Annotated in this window: 21 protein-coding genes and 2 tRNA genes; 14 read left to right on the forward strand and 9 right to left on the reverse strand. The window is 69.1% G+C overall.

Annotation, left to right across the window (positions count from 1 at the left end; genetic code table 11):
* Positions 1-88 precede the first annotated feature (88 nt).
* Together SM754_RS05755 and SM754_RS05760 are read left to right on the forward strand one after the other, a co-directional pair.
* The gene (locus tag SM754_RS05755; RefSeq protein ID WP_323675275.1) at positions 89-277 is read left to right on the forward strand and encodes a DUF7511 domain-containing protein; all 189 of its coding nucleotides are present in this window, start codon (positions 89-91) and stop codon (positions 275-277) included.
* 109 nt (positions 278-386) lie between these two features.
* A complete protein-coding gene (locus SM754_RS05760) occupies positions 387-650 on the forward strand; it encodes a DUF7511 domain-containing protein (protein ID WP_323675276.1) in 264 nt (87 codons plus the stop codon).
* Between the two features lie 208 nt (positions 651-858).
* On the opposite strand, the gene SM754_RS05765 is transcribed toward SM754_RS05760, so the two are convergent.
* Together SM754_RS05765 and SM754_RS05770 are read right to left on the reverse strand one after the other, a co-directional pair.
* Positions 859-2,784: an ABC transporter ATP-binding protein gene (locus SM754_RS05765; RefSeq protein WP_323675277.1), complete on the reverse strand. Its 1,926-nt coding sequence runs from the start codon at positions 2,782-2,784 to the stop codon at positions 859-861.
* Positions 2,785-2,989: 205 nt separating this feature from the next.
* Complete coding sequence (locus tag SM754_RS05770; protein ID WP_323675278.1) at positions 2,990-3,520, reverse strand: DUF192 domain-containing protein; 531 nt, start codon at positions 3,518-3,520, stop codon at positions 2,990-2,992.
* Between the two features lie 83 nt (positions 3,521-3,603).
* Here SM754_RS05770 and SM754_RS05775 point away from each other — a divergent pair.
* The 7 genes from SM754_RS05775 (at position 3,604) to SM754_RS05805 (ending at position 7,613) form a co-directional block, all read left to right on the forward strand.
* Positions 3,604-3,677 (forward strand) — tRNA-Val (locus SM754_RS05775).
* A 69-nt stretch (positions 3,678-3,746) separates the two neighbouring features.
* Positions 3,747-4,271: a GNAT family N-acetyltransferase gene (locus tag SM754_RS05780; RefSeq protein WP_323675279.1), complete on the forward strand. Its 525-nt coding sequence runs from the start codon at positions 3,747-3,749 to the stop codon at positions 4,269-4,271.
* Positions 4,272-4,329: 58 nt separating this feature from the next.
* Positions 4,330-4,403 (forward strand) — tRNA-Phe (locus SM754_RS05785).
* A gap of 166 nt (positions 4,404-4,569) precedes the next feature.
* Complete coding sequence (locus SM754_RS05790) at positions 4,570-5,526, forward strand: hypothetical protein (protein WP_323675280.1); 957 nt, start codon at positions 4,570-4,572, stop codon at positions 5,524-5,526.
* A 74-nt stretch (positions 5,527-5,600) separates the two neighbouring features.
* Complete coding sequence (locus SM754_RS05795) at positions 5,601-6,044, forward strand: DoxX family protein (RefSeq protein WP_323675281.1); 444 nt, start codon at positions 5,601-5,603, stop codon at positions 6,042-6,044.
* 148 nt (positions 6,045-6,192) lie between these two features.
* A complete protein-coding gene (locus tag SM754_RS05800; protein WP_323675282.1) occupies positions 6,193-7,152 on the forward strand; it encodes an NAD(P)-dependent oxidoreductase in 960 nt (319 codons plus the stop codon).
* A 68-nt stretch (positions 7,153-7,220) separates the two neighbouring features.
* The gene (locus tag SM754_RS05805; RefSeq protein WP_323675283.1) at positions 7,221-7,613 is read left to right on the forward strand and encodes a methylglyoxal synthase; all 393 of its coding nucleotides are present in this window, start codon (positions 7,221-7,223) and stop codon (positions 7,611-7,613) included.
* A gap of 28 nt (positions 7,614-7,641) precedes the next feature.
* Here the strand turns inward: SM754_RS05805 and SM754_RS05810 are convergent, their stop codons facing one another.
* Positions 7,642-8,523 (reverse strand): DUF5995 family protein, encoded by an 882-nt coding sequence (locus tag SM754_RS05810; protein WP_323675284.1) that lies wholly within the window; start codon positions 8,521-8,523, stop codon positions 7,642-7,644.
* Positions 8,524-8,866: 343 nt separating this feature from the next.
* On the opposite strand from SM754_RS05810, the gene SM754_RS05815 reads away from it, so the two are divergent.
* A complete protein-coding gene (locus tag SM754_RS05815; RefSeq protein WP_323675285.1) occupies positions 8,867-9,112 on the forward strand; it encodes a DUF8593 domain-containing protein in 246 nt (81 codons plus the stop codon).
* 112 nt (positions 9,113-9,224) lie between these two features.
* Here the strand turns inward: SM754_RS05815 and SM754_RS05820 are convergent, their stop codons facing one another.
* From SM754_RS05820 to SM754_RS05835, 4 genes are all read right to left on the reverse strand, one after another.
* On the reverse strand, positions 9,225-9,737 hold the full coding sequence (locus tag SM754_RS05820) for a hypothetical protein (RefSeq protein ID WP_323675286.1): 513 nt from the start codon (positions 9,735-9,737) through the stop codon (positions 9,225-9,227).
* Position 9,738: 1 nt separating this feature from the next.
* Positions 9,739-10,101, reverse strand: coding sequence for a hypothetical protein (locus SM754_RS05825; protein WP_323675287.1), 363 nt, complete (start codon positions 10,099-10,101; stop codon positions 9,739-9,741).
* 175 nt (positions 10,102-10,276) lie between these two features.
* Complete coding sequence (locus tag SM754_RS05830; RefSeq protein WP_323675288.1) at positions 10,277-11,476, reverse strand: glycosyltransferase family 2 protein; 1,200 nt, start codon at positions 11,474-11,476, stop codon at positions 10,277-10,279.
* Between the two features lie 334 nt (positions 11,477-11,810).
* On the reverse strand, positions 11,811-12,140 hold the full coding sequence (locus SM754_RS05835) for a hypothetical protein (RefSeq protein WP_323675289.1): 330 nt from the start codon (positions 12,138-12,140) through the stop codon (positions 11,811-11,813).
* A gap of 503 nt (positions 12,141-12,643) precedes the next feature.
* Between SM754_RS05835 and SM754_RS05840 the strand changes: the two genes are divergently transcribed.
* From SM754_RS05840 to SM754_RS05850, 3 genes are all read left to right on the forward strand, one after another.
* Complete coding sequence (locus SM754_RS05840) at positions 12,644-12,877, forward strand: TrmB family transcriptional regulator (protein WP_323675290.1); 234 nt, start codon at positions 12,644-12,646, stop codon at positions 12,875-12,877.
* A gap of 324 nt (positions 12,878-13,201) precedes the next feature.
* On the forward strand, positions 13,202-13,732 hold the full coding sequence (locus SM754_RS05845) for a 50S ribosomal protein L16 (protein WP_323675291.1): 531 nt from the start codon (positions 13,202-13,204) through the stop codon (positions 13,730-13,732).
* A gap of 160 nt (positions 13,733-13,892) precedes the next feature.
* The gene (locus SM754_RS05850) at positions 13,893-14,789 is read left to right on the forward strand and encodes an ATP-grasp domain-containing protein (protein WP_323675292.1); all 897 of its coding nucleotides are present in this window, start codon (positions 13,893-13,895) and stop codon (positions 14,787-14,789) included.
* A 119-nt stretch (positions 14,790-14,908) separates the two neighbouring features.
* Here SM754_RS05850 and SM754_RS05855 read toward each other — a convergent pair whose 3' ends face one another.
* Together SM754_RS05855 and SM754_RS05860 are read right to left on the reverse strand one after the other, a co-directional pair.
* Entirely contained in the window at positions 14,909-15,298 is a 390-nt protein-coding gene (locus tag SM754_RS05855; RefSeq protein ID WP_323675293.1) for an Hsp20/alpha crystallin family protein, read from the reverse strand.
* Between the two features lie 92 nt (positions 15,299-15,390).
* Positions 15,391-16,404, reverse strand: coding sequence for a type II glyceraldehyde-3-phosphate dehydrogenase (locus SM754_RS05860; RefSeq protein ID WP_323675294.1), 1,014 nt, complete (start codon positions 16,402-16,404; stop codon positions 15,391-15,393).
* 198 nt (positions 16,405-16,602) lie between these two features.
* On the opposite strand from SM754_RS05860, the gene SM754_RS05865 reads away from it, so the two are divergent.
* Positions 16,603-16,809, forward strand: coding sequence for a hypothetical protein (locus SM754_RS05865; RefSeq protein ID WP_227133310.1), 207 nt, complete (start codon positions 16,603-16,605; stop codon positions 16,807-16,809).
* The last annotated feature ends 8 nt before the right edge of the window (positions 16,810-16,817 follow it).

Below are 16,817 nucleotides of genomic sequence, written 5' to 3' on the forward strand. Positions count from 1 at the left end.
TGGACGCCCCGCGGACTCCCCGCGACGTCACCGTGCCCCTATTTGTTTCGGCCACAAAGCTATGCAAACTCGACGCGTACGTGGAGTCATGACGCGCACCGTCGAACGCGCCGACGCGCGACCGGCAGGCGAGCGAGCCACCGCCCTCTCCGGCGAGCACGACGCCGACAGCGACGAGTACACCGTGTACCCGACGTGCGCGGGCGACGACGACCTCGTCACGACGTGGCTCACCGTCGACGCGAACGCAGTCGTCGACGTCACCGACTGGCGCTGACCGACGAACCACTCCCCGCTCGACGCCCGGGACGCTCGCTCTCAGTGACCTGTAACGACCTGTCGTTTATATCCCATACCGCGGCCAACGACGACACGAGGCGAGACCCATGGCCGCACCCACCTCCCCGCCCGACCCCGGCACCGACGACGACAGCGACGGCTCCGTCGGCGCCCAACGGCGACGCGACGACGCGTCCCACGACAGTACGCAGACCACGGACGCCGCCGTCGAACTCGTCACACTCGTCGAGGAGACGGACGACGGCCGACGCTGCACCGTCTGCCCCGCCGACAGCGACGCCACCGACCTCGTCACCACGTGGCTCACCGTCGACGCGGACGCACTCTGCGACCTCGACGAGTGGCGATAGACACGACGCCACGACGGCGCCAACGACGACCTTTCCCCGGAAGACCACCCAGAAACAACCCAGCAGACTACCAGCAAGAAACGGTTCCCCGGCGGACGCCACAGAGAGAACCGGCCGCCTGGGAGTTATGGCAGCGAGAAACGGCCGCCTGGACGGGAAAGCGCAGAGAAACGGCCGCCTGGCGGCGGCCGTACGCTAGTCGAGCCGGTTAATCGTCGTCCTGGTCGACCTCGATACGGTTCTCGCGGTTCTTCGCGCGTTCGACGAACTCCTCGGGGAGTTCGTCTATCTCGCCGGCCTGGACGCCCCAGAGGTGCGCGTACAGGCCGTCGTTCGAGATGAGGTCGTCGTGCGTGCCGCGTTCGACGATGCGGCCGTCCTCGAGGACGACGATCTGGTCCGCGTCCTTGATGGTCGACAGGCGGTGCGCGATGGCGAACGTCGTGCGGTCCTCGGCGAGCTCGTCGATGGAGCGCTGGATGAGCATCTCAGTCTCCGTGTCCACGTCGCTCGTGGCCTCGTCGAGCACGAGCAAGCTCGGGTCCTTCAGGATGGCTCGCGCGATGGAGATGCGCTGGCGTTGCCCGCCGGAGAGCTTCACGCCACGTTCACCGACCTCGGTGTCGTAGCCCTCGGGGAGCTTCTGGATGAACTCGTGCGCTTCCGCCATCTTCGCCGCCTCCACGACGTCCTCGCGGTCCGCGTCGAACGTCCCGTACGTGATGTTCTCCGCCACCGTCCCGTAGAACAGGAACGTGTCCTGGCTCACGTACCCGATGTGCTGGCGGAGACTCGGGATGGAGACGTCCCGCAGGTCTTGCTCGTCGATCTCGATCGCGCCCGCTTCGACGTCGTACATCCGCAGCAGGAGCTTGAGGACCGTCGACTTCCCGGCGCCGGTCGGGCCGACGAGCGCGAGCGTGTCGCCGCCGTCGACCTCGAAGTCGATGTCCTCGACGATGGTCTCGTCGTCGTACCCGAAGGAGACGTCGTCGTACACGACCGCGCCGTCGTCGACCACGAGGTCGTCGGCGTCCGGGTCCTCCGCGATTTGGGAGGGCTCGTCCATCAACCCGAAGATGCGTTCGCTGGACGCCCGAGCGCGCTGGTACATGTTGATGATCTGCCCGAACTGCGCCATCGGCCAGATGAACCGCTGACTGAGGAGGATGAACACCACGAAGTCACCCGTCGAGAGCGTCCCCGTGAGGAACCACGGGCCCTCGCCGTTGTAGACCCAGAGGCCGCCGACGAGGAACGTGACGACGAACCCGACGCCCGCGAGCACGCGGAGCGCGGGGAAGAACTTGATGCGCGTGTTGATCGCGTTCCAGTTCGAGTCGAAGTACTCCTGGGAGACGTCGTCGACGCGGTCGGACTCGAAGTCCTCCGTGTTGTACGTCTTGATGACCTGCACGCCACCGAGGTTGTTCTCCAGGCGCGAGTTCATCTGGCCGACCGACGACCGGACGTCGGCGTACTTCGGCTGGATGATGTTCACGAACCTGTACGTCGTGTACCCGATGAGGGGAACGACGACGAGCGTGATCGTCGCCAGCTGCCAGTTCTTCGAGAAGAGGATGACGGCGATACCGAGCACCATCACGCTCAGTCGGAACGCCGAGTTCATCCCGTCGTTCAGGAACCGCTCCAGGCGGTTCACGTCGTTGCTGAGGATGGACATCATCTCGCCGGTCTGCTTGTCCGCGAAGAAGTCCATGTTCAGTCGCTGCATCTTGTCGTACGTGTCGGTGCGAACGCGATGCTGGATGTGCTGGGAGAACGAGTTCCACCCCCAGTTACGCATCCAGTGGAAGCCCGCCCCACCGATGAACGCGAACGCGATTATTCCCGCCGAGAGCATGACCTGGGACTCCGGGTCCGACGCCCACTCGTAGAGCGGAATCGGACCGAGCGCGAACGGCGAGTCGTCGCGGAACGTCGCGTCGATCGCGACCCCGAGGAGGAGCGGCGGCAGCAGGTCGAGCAGTCGAGCGACGATGCTTGCGAACACTCCGACCACGAACGCGAGCTTGTTGTCCGAGCCGTACTCGAAGAACAGGCGCTTCATCGGGTTCTCGGCCTTCTCCCGTTGTTCTTCGAACGGGTCGTCGTCGGCGTCGTCGAGTTCCATTGGGTTACTTCTCGAACTGCGGACGGTTATGGCTTGTTACGTTTCGAAACCGTTGCCGGTAGTTCGACCGGCGACCGGGGAGACGAGTCGATGACACGACCGCATCGTCGAACCCACGTACAAAAAGTCGGCCTGTGATTCGGTAACGTTCGTCGGTCGCGGTCGAGGTTGCCGGAACCGCGGCCGACGCGGCTCGTGTCCCCCGTCAGTTCGAGCAGCCCGTGCGATCGGTCGTCCCGTACGTCACGTTCACGCGGTCGCCCGCGTCGATGCCGTTCGCCGCCGCGTATCCGCGCGGGACCTCCAGCACCCACTTCGCGCGTCCCGGCGCGCGGATGGACTCGCCGTCCTCCCCGGGGTCGGGTGCCGGAAGCGACGTCACCGAGCTCACGCGCCCGTCAGCGCCGACGTACACGATATCCAGCGCGAAGTCCATGTCCCGCATCACGTACGTCACGTTCTCCTCCCGGGGATGCACGAACCACATCCCGCTCCCGTTCGAGAGCGACTCGTGCTCGCTCAACCCCGTGATGCGTTCCGGCCGCCGGTCCGCAACCTCCACGGCCACGCACGTCCTCCCCCCGGCGTCGACGTCGGTCACGGCGACCACGCCGACCTCGTGGTCCGTCGCCCACGGGAGCGCGAACCCGCCGAGCTGGTAGACGACCGCGGCGACGAGGACGCCGAGCACGACCACGACCGCCACCCGACCCAGTTGCCTCCGGTCCAGTTGCACGCCCGAATCGTCGCACTCGACGAGGAAAGCGCTTCGGAAGAGAGCGAAAACGGTATGAACACGCGTCTGCTCTCGTCGACTGCGGGCACGTGGTCTAGCTGGTCATGACGCTTCCCTTACAAGGAAGAGGCCGACGGTTCGACTCCGTCCGTGCCCACTCCCACGCCACGCGGGTGGACGACGCACCCGCGAAGCACTTTTCGGGCTGTCGCGACGTCACAACCGTATGCACTCGACCGTCGACGTCCGTCCCGCCACGTTCGCCGACGTCCCCGGTATCCGCCGCGTCGCCCACGACGCGTACCACGCCGCGTACGGCGACCTCGTCGACGCCGACGCCCTCGACGCCCAGCTCGACGAGTGGTACAGCGAGGACGGCGTCGAGAACCGCGTCCTCCGGGACGCCTCGACGCTCGTCGTCGCCGACCACCCCGACGACGGCGTCCTCGGGTACGCCTCCGCCGGTCCCTCCCCAGCCGACGACGCGGACCCACCGGCGGACCAGGCGACGCTGTACACGTGCTACGTCCACCCCGACCACTGGGACGAACGCGTCGGCCACGCCCTCCTCACCGCCATCGAGGACGCGCTCCGCGACCGCGAGTTCACGCACATGGTCGTCCCCGTCCTCGCCGCGAACGACCGCGCCCGCCAGTTCTACGCCGACCACGGCTACACGCACAGCCACGACGACACCATCACGTTCGCCGGGGCCACGCTCGACGAAGCCATCCACACCGGCGACCTCTGACCCACACCGCACCGATTCGAAATCCTTTTACAACGAACCGCCCGACGTAGAAGCGTAAGCCGCCTTAGCTCAGACTGGGAGAGCACTCGACTGAAGATCGAGCTGTCCCCGGTTCAAATCCGGGAGGCGGCATCCCGTTTCTACGCGACTCTCGTCCGAGAGCGGTGCGCGCTCGATCGAATATCGAGCTGTTGCTGTGAGCGTGGGGAGCGGGTGGTGAGTGCGGTGGGCGCTCAGGGGCGGTGGTTGGTTGTCGCGTTCCGGAACGTTTTCGGGTGCGTTCTGCTGATGCTGGGTCGTGCAGTGGTTGGTTCGGAGCGGTGGGTTCGTTGCGTTGGTGGGGACGGCCCTGGCGTTGCTCGCTGGTGCGGTCGTGGAGCCGGGGGTGTTCTCGGTGGCGTCGGCGAGTGTTGGTGGGTGGGTGGTGGTCGTCGGTGGCGTGATGGCGGGCGTGGAGGGTCGGCGGGCGCTCGGTGGTATAGATGGTGTGGTGCTAGAGCGTGGGGACGTGGCTGACGTGGTGGCGGTTGCGGGTGCGGCCGGGGTGACGTACGTCGTGAGCGTGCACGCTGGGGCGGGGCCGGTGGTGGCGTCGGGGCTGGTGGGGCTCGCTTCTGGGGTCGTGTTCGCTGACGTCGATACGGCGGCGTACTGTGGGTCGTTCGTGGGGATGGCGTCGCCGGTCGTGTTCCCGTCGGTCGAGGGGGTGGTCGCTGCGGGCGTGGTCTCGGGGGTGGCGTTCGTCGCGGCGACGGAGTCGTTCGCGGGGTTCGGTGGGAAGCTGGGGACGCTTGCGTTGTTCGGGTGCGCGTCGACGGGGCTGGTGTTGGGCGTGGAGTACGCGGCGGCGGGTGGCGTGCCGTGGGCGAGTGCGGTGGTGGTGGTGCCGACGGCGGCGGTGGCGGCGGCGGTCACGTCGGTGTCGAGCACCCGGTTCGGGCTCGGGCCGGTCGTGGCGTCTGCGCTGGTTGGCGTGGTGGGTGGGGTGGTGCTACCGGCGGTGGTCGTGGATGGTGGTGAGCGGCTCGCGGCGGTCGCGTTCTGCGCGTCGTTCGTCGGGATGTCGTCGCGCGAGCGACTCGGGAGCGTGCGTTCGGTCGCGCTCGCGGGAGCGGTCTGCGGGGTCGTGTTCGTCGTCGTCGCGCCCGCGTTCGCCGGTGCGGGTGGGAAGCTCGGGACGACCGCGTTCGTGTCGTGTCTGGCGGTCGCGGGCGGCGACCGTGCGGTCGCGGCGGCTCGCGAGCGCGTCGCGTGACGGCTCGGTGCGTGACGGGTTCGACGGTTCGGCGAGGGGAACGGTTTTGCGCGTTCGTTCGCTTTGGACGAGACATGAGCGAGCGTGCTACTGGGATGTCGCGGGTGAAGCGGGTGTTGTTGTTCGTGATGGCGCCGTTGTACGTGTTGGCCGGCGTGGCGCACTTCGTGGCGCCGGAGGCGTTCGAGCGCGTGGTGCCGCCGGTGTTCCCGCGGCCGCGAGAGCTCGTGTACGCGTCGGGGCTCGCGGAGATCGCGTTCGGACTGGGCGTGCTGCATCCGGAGACGCGCGAGGCGTCGGCGTGGGGGCTCGTCGCGTTGCTCGTGGCGGTGTTCCCGGCGAACGTGTACATGGCGGTCGACGACGAGGCCGTGGAGGGACTGCCAGAGCGGTTCGAGCCGTCGGACGCGGCGCTGTTGGCGCGACTGCCGCTCCAGGCGGTGCTGGTGCTGTGGGCGTGGTGGTACACGCGCCCGACGGAGGACGAGGCGGACGCGACCGGCGAAGCGTCGGCGTAGGCGCGGTCGTCGGGCGCTGGCCCGGTCGGTCGGGTCGCCAAGCGCAGGTCCGGTCGGTCGGGTCGCCAAGCGCAGGTCCGGTCGGTCGGGTCGCTCACGTGGGCGGGGCGCCCGTGCTTTCTCGGTGCTGGCGGCCGTGGCGTCGGGTATGGTTCGCGTGTTCGTGAGCGACGGGATGGGGATGTTGGAGGGCTTGGAGTCGATGGTCGCCGAGGCGTCGGGTGGTGACGTCGAGTTCGCGTGGGCGGTCGTCGATGAGGTGGACGCGTTGACGTCGGCTGCGGCGGGCGCGGACGTGCTCGTGGTCGGGCCGGACGCGCCGGTGACGCGGGCGGTGCTGGCGGCGGTCGACCCGACTGTGGTGGTGCGTGCCGGCGTGGGCGTGGACAACGTCGACGTCGAGGCGGCCGCGGAGCTGGGCGTGGCGGTGACGAACACGCCGTCGTACTGTCGCGAGGAGGTCGGCGAGCACGCGCTGGCGTTGACGCTCGCGGCGGCACGTCGACTCTCGACGTACGACCGCCAGACCCGGAACGGCGAGTGGGACTGGCGGGGTGCGGTCGCGCCACGGCGGCTCGCGGCGTCGACGGTCGGGTTCGTCGGGTTCGGCGCCATCGCCCGGGCGGCCGCGCCGTCGTTCGTGGCGCTGTTCGACGAGGCCGTGGCGTACGACCCGTACGTGGACGCTGCACTGGCGGCCGAGCACGGCGTGGCGCTCGCGGACTTCGAGGCGGTGTGCGAGCGCGCGGACGCGCTCGTCGTGTCCGCACCGCTGACCGACGAGACGCGCGGGCTCGTCGACGCGGACGCGCTCGCCGCCCTCCCCGAGGACGCGGTCGTCGTGAACGTCGGTCGCGGAGCCATCGTCGACGCGGACGCGCTCGCGGCGGCGCTCGACGACGGCCCGGTCGCGGCGGCGGCGCTCGACGTGCTTCCGACGGAACCACCGGTCGATTCGCCGCTCGTCGGCCGCGACGACGTGCTCGTCACGCCGCACGCGGCGTGGTGCTCGGTGGAGGCGGCGACGGACCTCTTGGAGACGGTCGCGTCGACGGTCGCGGCCGTCGTCGACGGCGACGCGGTCCCCGAGCGCGTTCGCGTGACCTGACGCCCCGTCACCGGGGTAGTCCGCGGACCGCCGTCGAGGTTTTTGTCGCTGGCGCGCGACGTACCGGCATGACGCGCATCGCGCTCATCGCGCACGACGACGAGAAACCGGAGATGCTCGACTTCGCGGCGACGCACGAGTCGTACCTCTCGACCATCGACATCGTGACCACGGGGACGACCGGGGAACGCATCCGCGACGAGGTCGGGCTGGCCGTCGACCGGAAGGCGTCGGGCCCGATGGGTGGCGACCTCCAGATCGGCGGGCAGGTGGCCGAGGGCGCGGTCGACGCCATCGTCTTCCTCCGCGACCCGCTCACCGCGCAACCCCACGAGCCGGACATCTCGGCGCTGCTGCGCATCTGTGACGTCCACGACGTGCCGCTGGCGACGACGCGCACCGCCGCGGAGTACGTGCTCGCGGGCGTCGCTGCCGAAGACGGCGTGGACCTGACCGGCTGATCGGTCGAGTAGCTGGCTGCTTCGCGGGTCAGTCGTTCGCGTCGGCGCGTTCGAGGTCGCGGAGCGTGTCGTGCAGGCGGTCGCTGGCGTGCGTGCCGTGGATGATGTGGGCTGCGCCGGTTGCCGTGGCGGCGTTCCACCAGCGGGCGAACCGTCGACGGACGCGGAGTCGCGAGGTCATCGCGACGGCGGTCCGCCACGCGCTCGTCCGGCAGCCGTCGATGGTGGTGACGGTGAGCCACTCGTCGACGCGACCGAGGCGGTCGTCGACGCCGGCGATGCCGGCGGCGTCGCGCGCGGCGAGCGCGTCCTGGGTGTCGTCGACGAGGCCGGCGATGACGTCGATGACGGCGTCGTGGTCGGCGCGGCGCGTCCGCCGGTCGTCGTCGACGCCGGCGTCGACGAGTGCGAGCGAGAGGTCGTGGTTGATGTGGGCGTTCACGCCGAGCGCGGCGTCCTGCGCGACGAGACAGCGTTCGGTGCGTGCGGCGTCGAACGCGAGCAGCCACGGGTCGGGGACGGCGTCGACGCGCCCGGTCTCGTAGCGGTGGACGGCGCGCCGGTAGTGGTCCGCGAACGCGACGAGGTACCCGCGTACCCACTCGGGGTCCTCGAAGCCGCCGCGGTCGATGCGGTCGGCGACGGCACCGGTCATCCGCGCGTAGACGGAGAGGAACACCGCGCGGCGGTCCCCGCGGCCCTCGAAGTGCCGGAGGAGTTCGGTGAGGCGGGCGTCGGCGTCGGCGACGTCGACGTAGGGGTCGGCGGTGAGTGCGGCGGCGTCGTCGTCGCTGGCGGGGATGTCGTCGCTGGCGGGGATGGTGTCGTCCGCGGCCCTGGCACGTGCGTGTGCGGCGACGGCCCGGAGGTCGCGCCGTCGCCGCGCGACGTCGAGCGAGGCCGGATCCATACCGGGTGGACGCGTGCCATGGACATAACGCTACGCTCGAACGCTACCCGGTCAGTTGACGAGACTCCAGATGACGCCGGTGTCGACGAGCCGTAACTCTCGTCCCAGCCCCGCTCGTCTCTCCGGGTCCGCGCATGAACCTCGACGTCTTCCGGCACTACACGCGCTGGCACCACGCCGCCAACGAACGCCGGTACCGACGCCGTCGACCTCCCCGCGGGCGTCGACGCCACCCGCCCGGACCTCGCCGACGTCGTCGACACCTGAACGCGAACCCAGAGCACCCGATTTTCCCCGGACCCCACCGACTAATTCTTAACGCGGCACCTGAAACATGGAAACGATGACGGTACTCTCCACCGCAGACGAAGGCAAGTTCCTGATGGACGTCGAGGGCGAACAGATCGGTATCGTGACCGAGGTCGACGCCGAGGCGCAGGTCGCGTACGTCGAACCGGAACCCGGTATGGCCGAGGCCATCATACAGGGCCTCGGGTACGGCGACAAGGACGACGACGACATCGAGGTCCCCGCAGAGAGCGTGGAGACGGTGACCGACACCGAACTCCGCGTCATGACCGACCTCTAGACGGCGCACACCCCACGACGTCTCGCGTCATCGACCCGATAGCGTCAGCCTCGGCCCAGTCGAGCGCCGGCGTGGACACGATTGCGCTGGCGTGGACTCGATAGCGCTGGCGTCAGTACTGGAGGACCGCGTTCAGGATGCCGGCGGTCTGCCCGATGCCCGCGAGCGCGATGGCGGGGAGCGCGAGCGCGACCCCCGCGAGCGACCCGTAGAGGAACGCGAGCGCGCCGACCGCCGAGAGGACGCCGCCCGCAGCGTACACCCACGCCGCCTCCTCTCGCGAGAGCGCGCGCTCAGTGTACCCGAGCGCGACCGCGGGAACGAGCAGCCACCCGAACACGGTCGCGCGCAGCAGCGTCTCCCCGCCGTCGACCGCGAGCGCGTACGTCCCGACGAGCGTGACGCCCGCACCGACCACGATGACAGCGAGCCACGCACGCAACACTGGATGCTCCTGCATGTCCCGCCAGGAGAGGACGGCGAACGCGACCAGGATGACGTCCATCACGACGTGCGCGACCAGTACCGTGTGCGGCGACGCCACTTCCAGATGCGCGAGCGCCGCGAACGTCCACGCGAGTGGCACCAGTCCGGCCGGCGCGGTCTCGCGGACGCGACGCAGCATCCTACGCTCGCTCGCGAACGCCCTCGACGGCCGGCGCGAGCGCCTCATCACCAGCCAGCGCGTTCAGGACCTCGCTCACCTCGGCGTCGAGCGCGAACGCCGGCCGGCCCTTCCCGACCGCGGACGTCTCCCCGTCGTCGACGCGCACCACGGGTCCCTCGACCTCGAGCACGTTCAGTCCGCGGGCGACCGTCGCCTCGTCGAGCGACCCGACGACGGCGTCCGTGAGCGCGTCCGTACAGTCGCCGCACGCGCTCCGGACCGCCGGCGCGTGCACCGGCGTCTCGTCGGCGGCTTCGAGCGATGCGAGTCCCAGCAGGACGACCCGGTTCGACAGCGACAACGACGAGACCTCGGACTCCATACCCGAGCGTGCACGCGGCACGCCCAAATGGATACTGGTGGTTCGCACCCGACGAGAAGCGACGCCTCGTCGAACGACCCGACGACGAGATGTCACGATTTCGGCAGCCGTCTCGACCGGTAGAGTCGTCCAGTCCGCCACAGTCGCTTCGACCGAGAGAGTCGTCCTGTCCGCCTCAGCTGTCCGGCCCGGCCTTCTCGGTCACGCGGAAGTCGGCGGGTGGTGCGAGGATGCCCGCGACGGTCCCCATCGAGTGCACGACCGTCACGACGGGCGCGAGCGGGAGCGCGAGCACGAGCGGCACCTGCTCGTTCCCGTCGTAGTACAGGACGCCACGGAGGTACCAGAACGCCGTGAACGCCGCGAGCAGGCCCGAAACCGCGACGAACAGCGTCGCGTACACGACGGTCGCGCCGAGCACGGAGAGCGGGACGACGACGAGCGTCACGAGCGGTGACAGCGCCCACGCGTAGTTCCGAACGCGCGTCAGGACCCTGTACCGGGTCGGCAGGAGGCTCGTCGCGTCGAGGTTCCCCGCCGCCCACCGCCGGCGCTGCTGGAGTATCTCCGTGAGGTTCGGCGGCGCCTCGTTCCGACAGACCGACTCCGAGAGCGCGAAGTCGACGTCGAACCGTCGGGCGGCCGCCCACACGAACGCGGTGTCCTCGACGAGCGTCTCGCGGTCCCACGTCACCGCGTCCTCGACCGACGACCGGACCGCGATGCCGCCGCCCCACGCGAACAGCGGGACCGAGAGGCGCGCGAACGCGCGCTGCTCGATCTGGACGCCCATCCGGTAGACGTCCGCGAGGTACGACAGCGCGGAGCCGGTGTGACGGGGGCGTTCGCGGAGCTGGACGACGTCCGCGTCCGGGAGCCCCCGCCACTCGGAGAGCAGGCTGTCCTCGTCGAGGTACAGCACGTACTCGCGGTCCGTGTCGAGCGTGCGGCGCGCCCACTCGATGGCGCGACCCTTCCGGACGGCGTCGCACTCGAACGCCTCGGGGACGACGTGGACGTCCGCGCCCGCGACGTCGATTGCGTCCTCGGCGACGATGTGGACGTCGTCGAGGTCGTCGGGGAGGCTGTCGACGGTCGCCTGCACGACGTCGGCGGCGTCGATGGTGAGGATCCGCACTTGGACGTCGTCGCCGTCGTGCTCCGCGGGCGGGGACTCGTACCCCGCGCCGACGACGTACGCGAGCGCGAACCAGACGACGGCAGTCCCCGCGAAGAGCGCGGCGGTCGTCCACAGCGTCAACTCGAAGAGCGATTCGACGGTGCCGGCAGCCAGCGGTGTGACGCCCGCCGTCGCCGCGCCCGCGAGCACGAGCACGGCAGCGACGACGACGAGCGCGACGCGTTCGACCTTCATCGTGGTCGACCCGTGCCGCTCGCGGCCCTTCAACGGGCGACGCCGTTCGGGGTGGTTCGCGGCCGTTCGACGGGGTTCATTTCGTTCAACCGCACGACTGCTCCGGGGTGCCCGTGTGGGCTGCCAGGGGCACTGACCGGCGCGGCGGTCGACGAGCACGCTACCGAGACCGATATCTTCAAGTTCTGGACGAGACCACGATAGCGTCCGCAGTTTTCGATCCGTCGCGCGCGGCGTCGCGACGCGCTCCGCACCTCGTAGCTTCGTTTCGACTGCACGCCAGCTAGCCCGTCGGCTGTCGGTCTCGACGAGAAACCAGGGGGTCGCCGCGTCGTCACTCCCGGGCGGCTTCGACGTCCGCGCGCCGGTACGCGTTCCCCTCGGCGTCGTACACGACGTACGCCGCCATCGGCGCCGGGTCCGGGAGCTCGACGTCGCCGAGCCGCCCGTAGTGCGCGACCTCGGTCAGCGCCTCCCCCGGCGGCTCCTGGTACTCGATGCGGACGAGCGCGTACCCCGTCATCGGGTACATCGACTCCCGCTCCTCGCGCGCCATCTCGAACCCGTCCGGCCCGTCGTCGACGCCGTTCCCGTCCACTGCGTCACTGGCCGTCGACTCCGCCTCGCCCCAACTCGCGTACTCCGTCTCGTCGTCGTCGACCATACCGCATCGAGGGCTGCCCGGCACGAGAACGCACCGGTCTCCCGACCGACGGTCGTCGCCGTGGTCGACGTTCGTCCGACTCAACCCCACAGCGGACTACAGAAAACGAGGAAACTTGGTGAAAATGCTCTATAAGACCACGAAACGTGGTCTCTGGGCTCAATAGCTTCTAGATGTTGTCTTCGCCGGTATACTTATAGACTTATGTCCACAAGTATCAGTCGCGGCAACAGGCCGCGTCGGTATCGTCGGGATGGCGTTCCACGCCGTCTCTGTGAGCACGCGCAACTCATGCTAGGCGGCCGTGAGTGGCTGCACGGCCGTCATCCACGATTCTGAAGCGCCGCCATCGACGCCGAGCAGATACCATCTCGACCCCACGAGAGTGTACCTCATACTACGAGCAATGTGCAATGCACTGTCTATCCATATAATGCCATTCTAGGAGATTGAACACTCTCAGGCATAGGCTTATATTCGATGTCGTCGACCGTTCAATCGTCATGAGCATCCAACAGTCCGCCGCCATCGCGAAACCCGAGACGCTCCCCGAGACCATCGCCTCGCCGCGCGCGAAGCTCGTCTACCTGTACCTCGACGTCACCGAGGCCGCGACCGTCGAGGACCTACAAGAGTGCCTCGACATGAAGAAGATCGACCTCCTGAGCGTCCTCAACAGCCTCACGAGCGCCGGGCACGTCGCCAGCGACGACGGCACGTACGCCGTCACCGCCTGACGACGCCCCACCCGACGCTCCACCGCCGACCGCCGCATCCGTCACCACGCGCGGATTGGCGCACCCGACCCCACACCCGGGCCGGCGCACCTGCCACGGACCATCGGGAACGACTCGCGTACGGCCGGAAGACGCGACACCGTCCCGAACGCTCCCGCGGCTCGTCCCGCGAACTCCCTCCTCGGATGCTCTCTCGACCCTCGCCGAGTCACTCGCTCGCACGTCTCACGACCCAGGTATCCACCCGCCACGCGAGCGGGGCGACGTAGGCGGTCCGCTTCGAAGCGCTTAACTGCGCGCTCGGCGGACATTGCCGTAATAACCATGAGCGACAAGCCGGCGTCGATGTACCGGGAGATCTCGAAGCCGCCGTACACGCGGCGCGAGTACATCACGGGCATCCCTGGGTCGAAGATCGCACAGCACAAGATGGGCGACGCGGAGAGCGACGCCGACGACTACGACGTCCAGATCAGTCTGCGCGTGGACGAGGAGCTCCAGATCCGCCACGGTAGCCTGGAGGCGGCGCGCCTGTCGGCGAACCGTCACATGATCAAGACGCAGGGCGAGGGGAACTACAAGATGATCCTGCGGAAGTTCCCGCATCACGTGATCCGGGAGAACAAGCAGGCGACGGGCGCGGGTGCGGACCGCGTCTCCGACGGGATGCGTCAGGCGTTCGGGAAGGTCGTCGGGACCGCGGCGCGCATCCAGGACGGCGAGCGGCTGTTCACGCTGTACTGCGACGTGGACCAGGCCGAGGCCGGCAAGGAGGCGTTCCGGCGCGCGTACAACAAGATCAGCCCGCCGTGCCGCATCGACGTCGAACGCGGCGAAGAGCTCCTCATCTCCTGAGCGACGCCCCGAGTTCTCGCGTCGCACGCGCCTCGAACGCTGAGCGCGAGCGCTCGCCGTCGTCGTTCGCGGCGGCCGTCCCGTGTTCGTCCACCGTCTGACGCCGGCAGTTCCGTCCCCGACCGCGGGCTTTTGTAGCACGCCGCCCGAACCAGCGGGCATGCTCCGGCTCGCCGTGGCGAACCGCCAGGAGACGTTCGAACGCATCCGCGAGCCGCTACGCGAGCGCGGCATCCGCGTCGAGCACGTCCCGGTCAGCGAGCGTACCGTGGACCTGACCGGCGACGGCGGTATCGCGGGCGTCGACGTCCCGCTCGACGCGTTCGACGCCGGGTTCGTCTACCCCGGACGGCTCATGGAGGGTGCGGTCGCCGACGCGCTGCTCGCCGTCCCGTGGGTGAACGGTCGCGACGCCGTGCTCGCGTCGCGGAACAAGGCCGGCGTGCTCGCGACGCTCGCCCGCGAAGGGCTCCCCGTCCCCGAGACGACCATGGTCTCCAATCCCGTGGGCGAGGCCGCGCTCGTCGACGCGTACGAGCGCTTCGACCCGCCCGTGGTCGTGAAACCGAACTCGACCACGCGCGGCGTCGGCGTCGCGAAACTCGGCGACGCGGACTCGTTCCTCGGCGTCACCGACTACCTCGACCTCGTCCACGACTACCGTGCGACCGGCGACAAGGCGTTCCTCGTCCAGGAGTACCTCGCGGACGCGACCGACTACCGCGTCATGGTCCTCGACGGCGAGTACGTCGGTGCCGTCGAGCGCTCGCTCCCCGACCGGGAACGCGCTCGCGGGCGCTGGAAGCACAACGTCCATCGCGGCGCCGAGGCGACCGGCGTCGACCTCGACCCCGAGTACCGACGGCTCGCCGAACGCGTCGCGGACGTCCTCGACGTCGACCTCCTCGGCGTCGACCTCCTCGTCACGCCCGAGCGCGCCGTCGTCAACGAGACGAACGCCCGCCCGACCGTCGACGCCGCCGCGAAGTACGAACCCGGGTTCTACGACCGGCTCGCGGCCCTCGTCGAACGCACCGCCCGCGGCGACCGGGCGTGAGAAGAACGCTCGCGGCGACCGGGTCCGCGACCGCGACGCGTCCCGGCATCATCGACGCTCGCGAACGCGAAACGTCTCGAACCGGTGAGTCGCGCTCCAGAAACGGCCGTAGTCGGTCGTTACTCGAGGTCGATACCGGCCGAGGAGTCGGCCTGCTCGAAGACGACCTCGAGGACGCCGTTGTTGTACGTCGCGGTGGCGGAGTGCTCGTCGACGCGTACCGGGAGCGACACGCGCTCGTCGTACTGTCGGTGCTCGGTGTGCGCGCCGATGGTGAGCGTCTCGCCGTCGCACTCGAGCTTGATGTCCTCCTTCTCCACCCCGGGAAGGTCGCCGACGACTCGGATCTCGTCGTCGGTCTCGTGGACGTCGACGTGCGTGTCGGCACCGAACCCGGCGTCCCCGCCGTCGAAGTGCACGTCCGAGCCGTCCCCCATCATGTCGTTCATCATCCGCTCTATCTCCTTGAAGAAGTCGTCGAACGGCTCGTCGTTGTCGTCACGCCGCATGGCTACCAGTAACGTCAGCGTACTCAAAAGCCTTCTGTCCGCGGGAATCCGTGGCATGGACCGGACGTTCGAGGACGCCAGCGGCGGGTCGTCTAGAGGCCCATGCCCATCGCGTCGTTCGTCGTCTCGATGCTCGACGTCTGGTCCTCGGTCCCGAGGACGGCGCGGATGGCGTCGACGTTCTCCGGGACGACGTCGGACTCCTGGTGGATGGCCTGGAACAGGTAGAGGTCGTCGTCCTCCATCGTGATGGACTCGCCCCAGATGCAGTTCTCCCAGACGTCCGCGCGCGGCCGGCCGGAGTCCATCGCGTACTCCTTGATGGCGCCGGCGCCGTCGAGGTCGAGGTGCTCGGGGATGACGAACGTCCGCGACTCGCCGTCGAGGAGGTCGCGGACGGCGCCCGCGCTCGGGCGGTCCTCCAGAGTGACGTTGATCGAGTGCATGTGCATGAGCGTCGCGGGGACCTTGAGGCCGAGCGTGTCGATGTCGAGGTCAGGGAAGATGGTCTCGACGTCTGGGCCGTGATGGCTCGGGAGCCCCACGGGGTTCGGGAGGATGTCGTTGATGGGGCCGCGCCCGGTCTGGGCGGGGTCGCCGCCGCGGCGGACGAGCGTCGCGCGCACCTTCTCCACGCCGTAGGCCTCTTCGAGCGGCTTGATGAGGCGACTGAGGCCGGTGGTGTTACAGGAGACGACGCGGACGACGTCGAGGCCTTCGACGGTGTCGTAGTTCGAGCGTGCGTTGAAGCTCGCGTCGGCGGCGTCGGCGTCCTCGCCGCCCTGGAGGAGCGCGGGCGTGTCGTGCTCGCGGTACATCGCGACGTTGTCCGCGCCGATACCGCTCGGGCACGCGTCGACGACGACGTCCGCTTCGGCGACGAGCTCGTCGACGGTCCCGGCGAGGTCGATGCCGGCGTCGTCGAACCGCTCGATGCGGTCCTCGATGGCGGCGTACAGCGGGTAGCCCTTCTCGACGGCGGTCTCCGCCTCGAAGTTCGGGCGTGTCTTCGCGACGCCGACGACCGCCATGTCGGGTTGTGCGCGGACGGCGTCCGCGACGCGCTTGCCGATCGTTCCGTACCCGTTGACCGCGACCTGTATCATGCGCGAGGCTGCGCCGCCCACCGTCCTAATAGTTCCGAGTGCGGACGCGACGACGCCGAGAACGCTCGAAAGATGACTCGGGGCCGAGTACTCTTCTGTGGTCGGTCCGGGCGCGTCCGCTCGACGAACTGCACCCCGAACGAACTTACTTTCACAAGGATGCTTTTTATCATCTATGCTTATGTGGGATGATTCAACGTGCTCGCAGCCGCCACCTTCGTCGCCGGGCTCGTGCTGTTCGTCGGCGGCGTGAACGCCGTCCGTCCGCCCGCGGAGTACAGCGAGCGGCCCGCGCGCCTGTTCGCGGTCGGCGGCCGTCGGTCCGCGCTCAGCTACGTGCAGACCGACGGCGCCGTCCTCGGGGTCGTCGGCCTGTTCGCGATGCTCGCGTCCACGCTCGTCTGACCGGGCCG

The organism is Halorubellus amylolyticus, from assembly GCF_034808145.1.
Lineage (GTDB): Archaea > Halobacteriota > Halobacteria > Halobacteriales > Natrialbaceae > Halorubellus.

What these genes read in the sequence shown, in the direction of transcription:
- SM754_RS05755 (WP_323675275.1), top strand. Translation starts at nt 89, where the DNA reads ATGACGCGCACCGTCGAACGCGCCGACGCGCGACCGGCAGGCGAGCGA.
- SM754_RS05760 (WP_323675276.1), top strand. Translation starts at nt 387, where the DNA reads ATGGCCGCACCCACCTCCCCGCCCGACCCCGGCACCGACGACGACAGC.
- SM754_RS05765 (WP_323675277.1), bottom strand. Translation starts at nt 2,784, where the DNA reads ATGGAACTCGACGACGCCGACGACGACCCGTTCGAAGAACAACGGGAG.
- SM754_RS05780 (WP_323675279.1), top strand. Translation starts at nt 3,747, where the DNA reads ATGCACTCGACCGTCGACGTCCGTCCCGCCACGTTCGCCGACGTCCCC.
- SM754_RS05795 (WP_323675281.1), top strand. Translation starts at nt 5,601, where the DNA reads ATGAGCGAGCGTGCTACTGGGATGTCGCGGGTGAAGCGGGTGTTGTTG.
- SM754_RS05800 (WP_323675282.1), top strand. Translation starts at nt 6,193, where the DNA reads ATGGTTCGCGTGTTCGTGAGCGACGGGATGGGGATGTTGGAGGGCTTG.
- SM754_RS05805 (WP_323675283.1), top strand. Translation starts at nt 7,221, where the DNA reads ATGACGCGCATCGCGCTCATCGCGCACGACGACGAGAAACCGGAGATG.
- SM754_RS05810 (WP_323675284.1), bottom strand. Translation starts at nt 8,523, where the DNA reads ATGGATCCGGCCTCGCTCGACGTCGCGCGGCGACGGCGCGACCTCCGG.
- SM754_RS05815 (WP_323675285.1), top strand. Translation starts at nt 8,867, where the DNA reads ATGACGGTACTCTCCACCGCAGACGAAGGCAAGTTCCTGATGGACGTC.
- SM754_RS05820 (WP_323675286.1), bottom strand. Translation starts at nt 9,737, where the DNA reads ATGCTGCGTCGCGTCCGCGAGACCGCGCCGGCCGGACTGGTGCCACTC.
- SM754_RS05825 (WP_323675287.1), bottom strand. Translation starts at nt 10,101, where the DNA reads ATGGAGTCCGAGGTCTCGTCGTTGTCGCTGTCGAACCGGGTCGTCCTG.
- SM754_RS05830 (WP_323675288.1), bottom strand. Translation starts at nt 11,476, where the DNA reads ATGAAGGTCGAACGCGTCGCGCTCGTCGTCGTCGCTGCCGTGCTCGTG.
- SM754_RS05835 (WP_323675289.1), bottom strand. Translation starts at nt 12,140, where the DNA reads ATGGTCGACGACGACGAGACGGAGTACGCGAGTTGGGGCGAGGCGGAG.
- SM754_RS05840 (WP_323675290.1), top strand. Translation starts at nt 12,644, where the DNA reads ATGAGCATCCAACAGTCCGCCGCCATCGCGAAACCCGAGACGCTCCCC.
- SM754_RS05845 (WP_323675291.1), top strand. Translation starts at nt 13,202, where the DNA reads ATGAGCGACAAGCCGGCGTCGATGTACCGGGAGATCTCGAAGCCGCCG.
- SM754_RS05850 (WP_323675292.1), top strand. Translation starts at nt 13,893, where the DNA reads ATGCTCCGGCTCGCCGTGGCGAACCGCCAGGAGACGTTCGAACGCATC.
- SM754_RS05855 (WP_323675293.1), bottom strand. Translation starts at nt 15,298, where the DNA reads ATGCGGCGTGACGACAACGACGAGCCGTTCGACGACTTCTTCAAGGAG.
- SM754_RS05860 (WP_323675294.1), bottom strand. Translation starts at nt 16,404, where the DNA reads ATGATACAGGTCGCGGTCAACGGGTACGGAACGATCGGCAAGCGCGTC.